The sequence below is a fragment of the Verrucomicrobiota bacterium genome, from assembly GCA_016871535.1.
GTDB lineage: Bacteria > Verrucomicrobiota > Verrucomicrobiia > Limisphaerales > SIBE01 > VHCZ01.
Genome location: VHCZ01000044.1, coordinates 26,036 through 33,961 on the forward strand (window position 1 = coordinate 26,036; position 7,926 = coordinate 33,961).

At 61.2% G+C, this 7,926-nt stretch carries 4 protein-coding genes; all 4 read right to left on the reverse strand.

Annotation, left to right across the window (positions count from 1 at the left end):
- Positions 1-327: 327 nt before the first annotated feature.
- Positions 328-2,538: a hypothetical protein gene (locus tag FJ398_08325; protein MBM3837958.1), complete on the reverse strand. Its 2,211-nt coding sequence runs from the start codon at positions 2,536-2,538 to the stop codon at positions 328-330.
- 105 nt (positions 2,539-2,643) lie between these two features.
- On the reverse strand, positions 2,644-4,077 hold the full coding sequence (locus FJ398_08330) for a DUF1501 domain-containing protein (protein MBM3837959.1): 1,434 nt from the start codon (positions 4,075-4,077) through the stop codon (positions 2,644-2,646).
- Between the two features lie 55 nt (positions 4,078-4,132).
- Positions 4,133-6,376 carry a DUF1549 domain-containing protein gene (locus FJ398_08335; protein MBM3837960.1) on the reverse strand — a complete coding sequence of 748 codons (2,244 nt, stop codon included), beginning with the start codon at positions 6,374-6,376 and terminating at the stop codon, positions 4,133-4,135.
- On the reverse strand, positions 6,373-7,728 hold the full coding sequence (locus tag FJ398_08340; GenBank protein ID MBM3837961.1) for a hypothetical protein: 1,356 nt from the start codon (positions 7,726-7,728) through the stop codon (positions 6,373-6,375). The genes FJ398_08335 and FJ398_08340 overlap by 4 nt, the downstream gene beginning before the upstream one ends.
- Between the last annotated feature and the right edge of the window lie 198 nt (positions 7,729-7,926).

Below are 7,926 nucleotides of genomic sequence, written 5' to 3' on the forward strand. Positions count from 1 at the left end.
GCGTCAATTCGCGTTCATGGGTAACGCCTCAGCAAACCAGGGCCATTGACAAAGTAGCGCAGAATTGAATTCTGCTGTATCGCGGATTTGCAATCCGCATAGGGTCACGGCGGGTTGGGCGCGCTTGGATCTCCCGACGCCCTGCCGAATGCAATTCGGCGATACGGCAGATTGAAAATCTGCGCTACTTTGTCAACAGCCCTGCTCAGCCTACACGGGTGAGAAGAGCGTCCCGGCGAGCCTAATTCAATCGAACTCTGCGATGGACCGGCTCGGCGAGATCCCCGCCCCAAGACTGAAACATTACGCGTGGGCCGTCGAGCCGCATCATTTCCGCACGCGATAGAATCTTCCCGCGCCGGTCAAGGTCACGGTGTGCGGACTCGACGCCGCCGAGACCGCAGTCCACGGACCGGTGATGGAATCGGACGATTCGAGGACACCGCCTTCGGTCCAACTCAGTGTGAGCGAGTTCCCGGACCGCGCCGCGGAGATTTTCGGCGTTGCAGGTGCGCCGGCAGGAAATGCACCCGCACCCACTTTGATGTTCGGCAGTCCCTCGGCCTTGATCAAGATGTAATCCACTTCATACTCCGAAAGCCCGCCGATGCTGGAGCCGGCAATTCCTGCGAAACCGATCCGGTCTGCTCGCGTCCAGCGCATTGGCCAATCGGACGGTTCAGCAACAGTTCCGTCCGCGAGCCAGACTTTGCCAAAGATATTCGGACCGTCGGTCACGATGCTGCCCGTCTGGCGCAAACGCAGCCAGTACCAGGTTTCATTTTCCCAATCGATGTCGAGTCCGGGCGGTCCCCAGGCGCGCCGGTCGTCCAGCAATTTGAACTGGCGGCCTGAAACGCTATCCTGGTCGTTGTCGCGGAAATGCAAATTGATGCCCTGGCTGGAGTCCGGATCGACTCCGACCGCAATGCCGCACCGCGGCGCGTCGCCGGCGCCGAACGCCGTGATCCGAATTCGAGCCAGCACTTCCTGCGCGTCTTCGCTGTAGCCCGGCGCCTGGTAGAGCAAATGCGTATCCGGACCTTCGCCGACGACCGTGACCCGAAGCACGCCATTGGCCGGTTCGTAACTGTCTTTCTCCAGAGGCACCGGCACCCAGTTCGGGTCGCGGGTCGCGCTGAGGAAATCATCCTGAAACCCTTTGACGGTCTGTCCGAAATCGGCGGGCACCGCCACATCGAAACTGATCGGGACCTGTGAATTCGGAAGAATGGTGTTGCCAACCACGTCTTGAATTCCTTTGACGGTGAGCGTGTAGCTCGTCCCCGGCTTTAGGGCGCCGGTTTTCAAAACGACATTCGTGCCGACGCCGGAGAGTTTGGCCGCGCTGACGGAAAGCCCCGTGACCGCGTAGTTCGCGACATTGGTTGCCGTGCTGGCCGCGACGGGCTCGGAAAACATGACGGTGACGCTGTCGAAAGTCCGGTCCACGCTCGCGACAGCTCGGACCACGGTCGGCGGGGTCACATCCACCGTCAAGATCGCCTCGGCGCTGGTGACGGTTGCGCCGCCCATCGAAAGGGCGCAACGGAATTTCGCGCCGTGATCCGTTCGAGTCACCGGAGTGGTTGTGTAGCTCTTCGCCGTGGCGCCGGCGATGGCGACAAAGTTGGTGCTCCCCGCCGCCGCTCTTTGCCATTGGTAAGCCGGCGGGGCCGAACTCGCGACTTCGAGTGTGAATGTGGCGGTTTGGCCGATGTCGGCGCTCGCGCTTTTCGGTTGTTGCCGGATGCTCAAGAACAATGGCTCCGGGAATGCGCTGGGCGAGACTTTGATGCTCGGAAGGCCTTCCGCTTTGATGAGAATGTAGTCCACTTCGTATTCCGAAAGCCCGCCGATGCTCGAACCGACGATTCCCGCGAACCCCGTTCGTCCGCTGCGCCGCCAGTTCATTTGCCACTCGCCCGGTTCAGGAACGCTGCCGTCCGCCAGCCAGACTTTGGCGTTGATGTTGTTGGTGGGAGCGGTGCCAGGGCCGGTCTGGCGCAGACGCAACCAATACCAGGCCGCGTCCTCCCATTTGAGATCCAGCCCGCGTGGCCCCCACGCGCGCCGATCATCCAGCAACTTGAATTGGCGCCCCGACAGCCCATCCTGATTGTGGTCGCGGAAGTGCAGGTTGATTCCCTGACTGGTATCCCCGCTCACCGCGACCGCGATGCCGCACCGCGGCGCGTCTCCGGTGCCGAACGCCGTGACCCGAATCCGCGCCAGCACTTCGTGTGCGGTGTCGTCGTAGCCCGGCGCCTGGTAGAGCAAGTGTGTGTCGAACGCCCCTTCGCCAACCACCGTGACGACGAGCACGCCGTTGAGTTGATCGTAGTTGTCCTTCTCCGGCGGCACCGGCACCCAGTTCGGATCGCGCCTCGCGCCGCTGAAATCATCCTGGAAGCCGTTGACGGTTTGGCCGACGTCCGCCGGCGTGAACTTCGCCTGGGCGTGAAGCGTCGCTGGAACTTGAATCATCATGAAGCATGCAACGAGGGAAACTCCGACAGATGTTTTGCGCATAATCATCCTTCTTCAACTCGGTTGATAACCGCCAACGCAGGGCAGGCTTCCAGCCCGCCTCCGTTTATTCAACTGCTCAAACCATCAGGCAGGCAGGATGCCTGCCCTACTTCACACGATCTGTTCGATGACTTTTCCCTGGACCAGGGTGAGGCGCTCATTGCGGCCCAGGTGCGGAAAATTCAACGCGTCCTGGTCCAAACCCAGTTGGTGCAAGATCGTCGTGTGGATGTCGCGGAAGTGAACCGGATCCTTCACCGCGCGCAAGCCGATGTCGTCCGTCGCGCCGACGACCTGGCCGCCTTTGCTGCCGCCGCCCGCCATCCACATGCTGAAACCCAAATTATGATGATCGCGGCCTTTGCCGGTCTGCGCTTCGGGTGAGCGCCCAAATTCGCCGCCCCAGAGCACGAGCGTGCTGTCGAACAGCCCGCGGCGTTTTAAGTCCTTCAGCAGTCCGGAAATCGGCTTGTCCGTCTTAGACGCCATGCGGAGGTGATTTTCCTCGATGTTGTCGTGCGCGTCCCACTGCTTGTTCCCTGGCCCACCGCCGGAAACGACGCAAATGAACCGCACGCCCTTTTCAACGAGACGCCGGGCCAGCAAACAACGGCGGCCGTAATCGTGCGTCGGCGCGGTGCCGACGCCGTAGAGGTCGAGCGTCTCCTGAGGTTCCTCCGAAAGATCGAAGACCGCCGGGGCTTCCGATTGCATCTTGAACGCGAGGTCGTACGCGCTGATCCGCGCGGAAAACTCGTCATCGTCCGGAGCCAATGTCGCTTCATTGAGATGGCGGATCAGATCAACGGTCTTGCGCCGTTGCTCGGAGGAGACGCCAGTTGGCAAGTCGAGGCTCAGCACCGGCTTGGTGCCCGAACGCAGCATGGTCGGTTGATAGACCGCCGGCAAAAACCCGTGCATGTACATCGGCTGGCCCGCTTCCAGCGCGCCGTCCGGGTCCGGCATCACCACGTAGGCCGGCAGCGATTGACTTTCCGAGCCAAGTCCATAGGCGATCCAGGAACCCATGCTCGGAAACCCCGGCACGATGCGACCGCTGAACAGTTCGTACTGCGCCGCCGAGTGCACGACCATGTCCCCGTAACACGAGCGGATCACCGCGATGTCGTCGATGCATTGGGCCGTATGCGGAAACAGGTCGGAAACCTCAATGCCGCTCTGGCCGTATTTCTTGAAGGAGCGCTTCGTGCCCAGAAGCTTGGCGTTCCTTTCGATGAATTGATATTTCGCCTCGCCAAATTCCTTCGGGCGCGGCTGGCCGTGAAGCTGATTGAGCAGCGGCTTGGGATCGAAGGTGTCGATGTGGCTCGGCCCGCCCGCCGCAAACAAGAAGATGACCGCCTTCGCTTTCGGCGCGAAGTGTGAAGGTTTCGGCGCGAGCGGATTCAATATCGCGGCGCGCGCTCGCTCCTGCTGGAGAATCGAAGCGAACGCCAGCGAACCAAAGCCGCAGAACGCGTCGCGAATGAACTCGCGTCGCGTCCGGGTAAGACGAACGTGGCCGACGTTATTCTCCGGAGGCATCATGATTTCTGTTCCCGTCTCGCGTGTGTGCAACCCAGCGGTGGGATGTTGCTGTTCAGTTGACATATAGAAATGCGTTCAGATTAAACATCGCCAGCGCGAATTCCTTCAACGGCTGGCTTTGGAGGAATTGGAGCGCGAGACGCTTTTCATTCTTGGTGGGCGGACGGCTCGCAGCCAGCCAATACGCGCGATCGATCTGAGCGTTGGCGTCAGCGCCCGCTTCGGCGACCAGCCGTTGCGCGAACGCTTCCGCCAGCGTGTTTGAAATGCGCCCGTTCAAAAGCTCCAAGGCTTGCGGCGCGTGCGTGCTCGTCTCCCGCCGGCCGCAACTTGTCTGAAGCGCCGGTTGATCGAACACTTCCATGAACGGCAGCCGCAAGTTGCGTTTCGCAATCAGGTAAACCGAGCGGCAGTGATGATCCTGCTCGTGCGGCGTGACCGTCCATTGCGAAGGCTTGTAAAGCTGACCGATCAACTCGGCATCGACCGGCAGCAGCACGCTCGGCCCGCCCGCTTTTCGATTCAGCTTTCCCGAAACCGCCAGCATCGCGTCGCGAATCCCTTCCGCGTCCAGGCGCCGGCGATTGAACCGCCACAGCAACCGGTTTTCCGGATCGCTCGCCGCCGCCTCTTCACCACGACGGGTAAGGACGGATTCCACTCCGTCCCTGACTAAGCCCCGACGGGGCGACGCAAGGTTGATCCCTGAAGCCCCTTCGGAGCTAAGATCAGGGACGTGGTGGAACGCGTCCTTACCCGGCTCAAGGCTGCTGGGAACAGTCCCCGACGCTTGCCGATAAACACTGCTCAACAAGATCATCCGGTGAATCGGCTTGAGCCGCCAGCCGTGCTCGATGATCCGGAGCGCCAGATAATCGAGCAATTCCGGATGGCTCGGCCGGTCGCCGTTCTCGCCAAAGTCATTCGCCGTCTTCACCAGCCCTTGCCCGAAATGAAATTGCCAGACCCGATTCGCCAGCACGCGCGCTGTCAACGGGTTTTTCGGATCGGTGATCCAACGCGCCAGGGCCGTCTTGGGGTTCGGTGTGTCCGGCGGAAGCTCCGTCGTTCCTTCCTGCCAGAGAATATTCGGGCCTTTCATGCCCACGCGCTCGCCTTTGCTCTCCCAAGCGCCGCGCCGCAAAACGTGAATCGCCGTGCGATTGGACTCGACGTTCTGGATGCTGGCGATGGTCGCGGGCGGGCGCGGCATGTTCTCTTCCAGCTCGAGAATCTTCTGGTTCAGCCGCGCCTTCTCTTCGTCCTCCGCGTTTCGCAAAGCGCGCTTGAGGCGGGCGACCTCCTGATTGATCGACTTGACCTTGTTCTTCCAATCCTCCTGTTCCTGCGGGCTGCTCAACAGAATGTTCCGTTCGTCCGTGGCCGCGAGGAACGCCTGCATCTGATAGTAATCCTTCTGGCGGATCGGATCGAACTTGTGATCGTGGCAACGCGCGCAGCCAATCGTCAGGCCCAGAAAAGCCGCGCCGATGATGTCCGTGCGGTCGGTCAATACTTCGTTGCGGCTGCTGGCCACGTCTTGATTGCCCGCGTTGCGCCGGACCGGACCCAGCCGATGAAAGCCGGCGGCAACTTGCATTTCAGGGTCGTCCGGCGCCATCTCGTCCCCCGCCAGTTGTTCGAGAACGAACCGATCGAATGGCTTGTCCCGATTGAACGACTCGATGACGTAGTCCCGGTACCGCCACGCATCGGGAATGTCGCGATCGTACTCGAAACCTTCCGTTTCTGCGAAACGCACCACGTCCAGCCAATGCTGGCCCCAGCGCTCGCCGTAGTGCGGGCTGTTCAACAAACGATCCACAAGTCTTTCGTAGGCGTCGGGCGACGAAGCGTTGAGGAACTGCTGCACTTCCTCAGGAGCGGGCGGCAAACCGATGACATCGAAGTAAACCCGTCGAATGAGATCGAGCTTGGGCGCGGGCGATGCCGGAGCGAAGCCGCGTGATTCCAGCCCGGCCAGGATGAACTGATCGATTGAGGTCCTAGGCCAGGCCCGGTCTTTGACCGAAGGAGGGGAAACACGTTTGAGCGGTTGAAACGACCAAAAATCTTTCCCGGATTCGCGGTTGAGCACCTCGGACATCGGCGCCGCCGGACCCGAAGCCTCTCGTTTCGCGCTTTGACTCACGTCATCGGCCGGAGAGTCGAATGCCACCCAACCCCAAAAGCTGAAGATCACGATCCGGACCCAGGCGCGGGCCGATTCAGAAATCTCGAAGCCCTTTCTCCTTCGCCGAAAGCTCGGTTCGCAGTCTTTTTGGCTGATCTTCATGACCAATGAAGCTCGCTCGATGAACGCATTCTTACCATAGGGTGATTCCCTTTGGCGAGCGCGTTTCGGGCTCTTCCTGGCTCGGATTCAATCACCGCAGCGTCGCGCGGAAGAAAATCCGGTGCGAATTCACGGGCGAGGTTTCCAGATGAATCACTGCGCCTGAACTGTCCCGGAACTCCAGGGCCGTCCCGGTCTTCCAGTTGAACAGGTCCGTGCTGTAATCCAGCGTGAAACGTTGATCGGGCTTGCCGGAGAAAAGAAACCCGTTCTCGCCGGACTTGCGGTTGAAGCTTTTGATCGTGATGGGCGCCAGGTCGGGAATCACCTGGCTCAGCAGAATCACGCCTTCCACTCCGGCGGCCAGGAGCTGTCCGCCGGAACTCGCCAGCGCGAACAACGATTTGTGCGTGATCGTGCCGGTCCACCCAGACTGTAGCGCTGGCAGCGTTGGTTTTGAATCCTTCCACCGTCAGCCCGGTCCGGCCTCCCAACAAGAACAAGCTCCCGTCCCACAAACTGCTCAAGTAAGTCCAATTCGGCGCCGGAAACGACGTGGCGGCGCTGCGAATCTGATCGGACCAGACGCCGTTCTCTTGCAGGCGCAGCTCGCTTTCGCCCGCGACCGACACACTGCTGGGGCTGGCGGTGATGGTGTAGAGAGTGTTCGCGGCGCTGGTGGCAACGGTCTGCCAGCTTCGGCCATCGCTGCTGCTCAAAGTTCGTCCCGAGTCCCCCACCGCCACGAATCGATTCTGAACCCAGGCGATCTGGTTTAAGTGTTCGGTCACGCCGCTGGTCTGGCGTTGCCACGTGACGCCGTCCGAGCTGGTCGCCACCAGGCCGGTCTCGCCCACAGTCACAAACAATCCATTGCCGTAGGCGACTCCGCGCAGCCAGGTCGTAAACGACTGGCTCTGCCGCAGCCAGACGGTGCCATTGTGGCTGGTGTAAGTGGCGCCGTTGTCTCCGACTGCGACCTGGAGAGCGGGTGAAGCCGCGACGCCCTCCAACCAGTCCAGTGTGCCCAGGTCAATGCGTTGAAATTCGGGCCGAGGCAGGCCTGATTCGGCGTAGAGCACGGTGCCGTTTTCGCCGGTGACGATGATCTTGCTCCCGAAAAACGTCGCGCTCCGCAGATCGTTGGTCGTTTTGCTGTCACAGGGAATCCAATCGTCCAGATCGCGGCTCAGATAAATCTGGCCGCGCTCTCCGACCTGGACGATCCAGCCGTTGCCAAAAGTCATCGCGGCAATGTTATTGCCGTGGGGCTTTGGGTTCGACCAGCGCCAGACCAATGGCAGGCCGGCCGCGTGTGCGCCGGAGGCCAAGGCCGAGAGTAACGTGAGCACGCCCGCGACGACTAAACACGCCCTGCGCGCATAGCTCCGCAACCCCATAGCGCAGCGAAAGCCGCAACCAAAGATAGGGGTAGGGATGACACACGAGCGTCACCCCTCCCTCCGAACCGGACGGGCGGATTTCCCGCATCCGGCTCTCCGGTTGATGGGGTCTCGACGAGAGAGAGCGCACCTTTCGTGCGGTCTCCA

Excerpts from the sequence above, each read along its gene's own strand:
- FJ398_08325 (MBM3837958.1), bottom strand. The coding sequence starts at position 2,538 with ATGATTATGCGCAAAACATCTGTCGGAGTTTCCCTCGTTGCATGCTTC.
- FJ398_08330 (MBM3837959.1), bottom strand. The coding sequence starts at position 4,077 with ATGCCTCCGGAGAATAACGTCGGCCACGTTCGTCTTACCCGGACGCGA.
- FJ398_08335 (MBM3837960.1), bottom strand. The coding sequence starts at position 6,376 with ATGAAGATCAGCCAAAAAGACTGCGAACCGAGCTTTCGGCGAAGGAGA.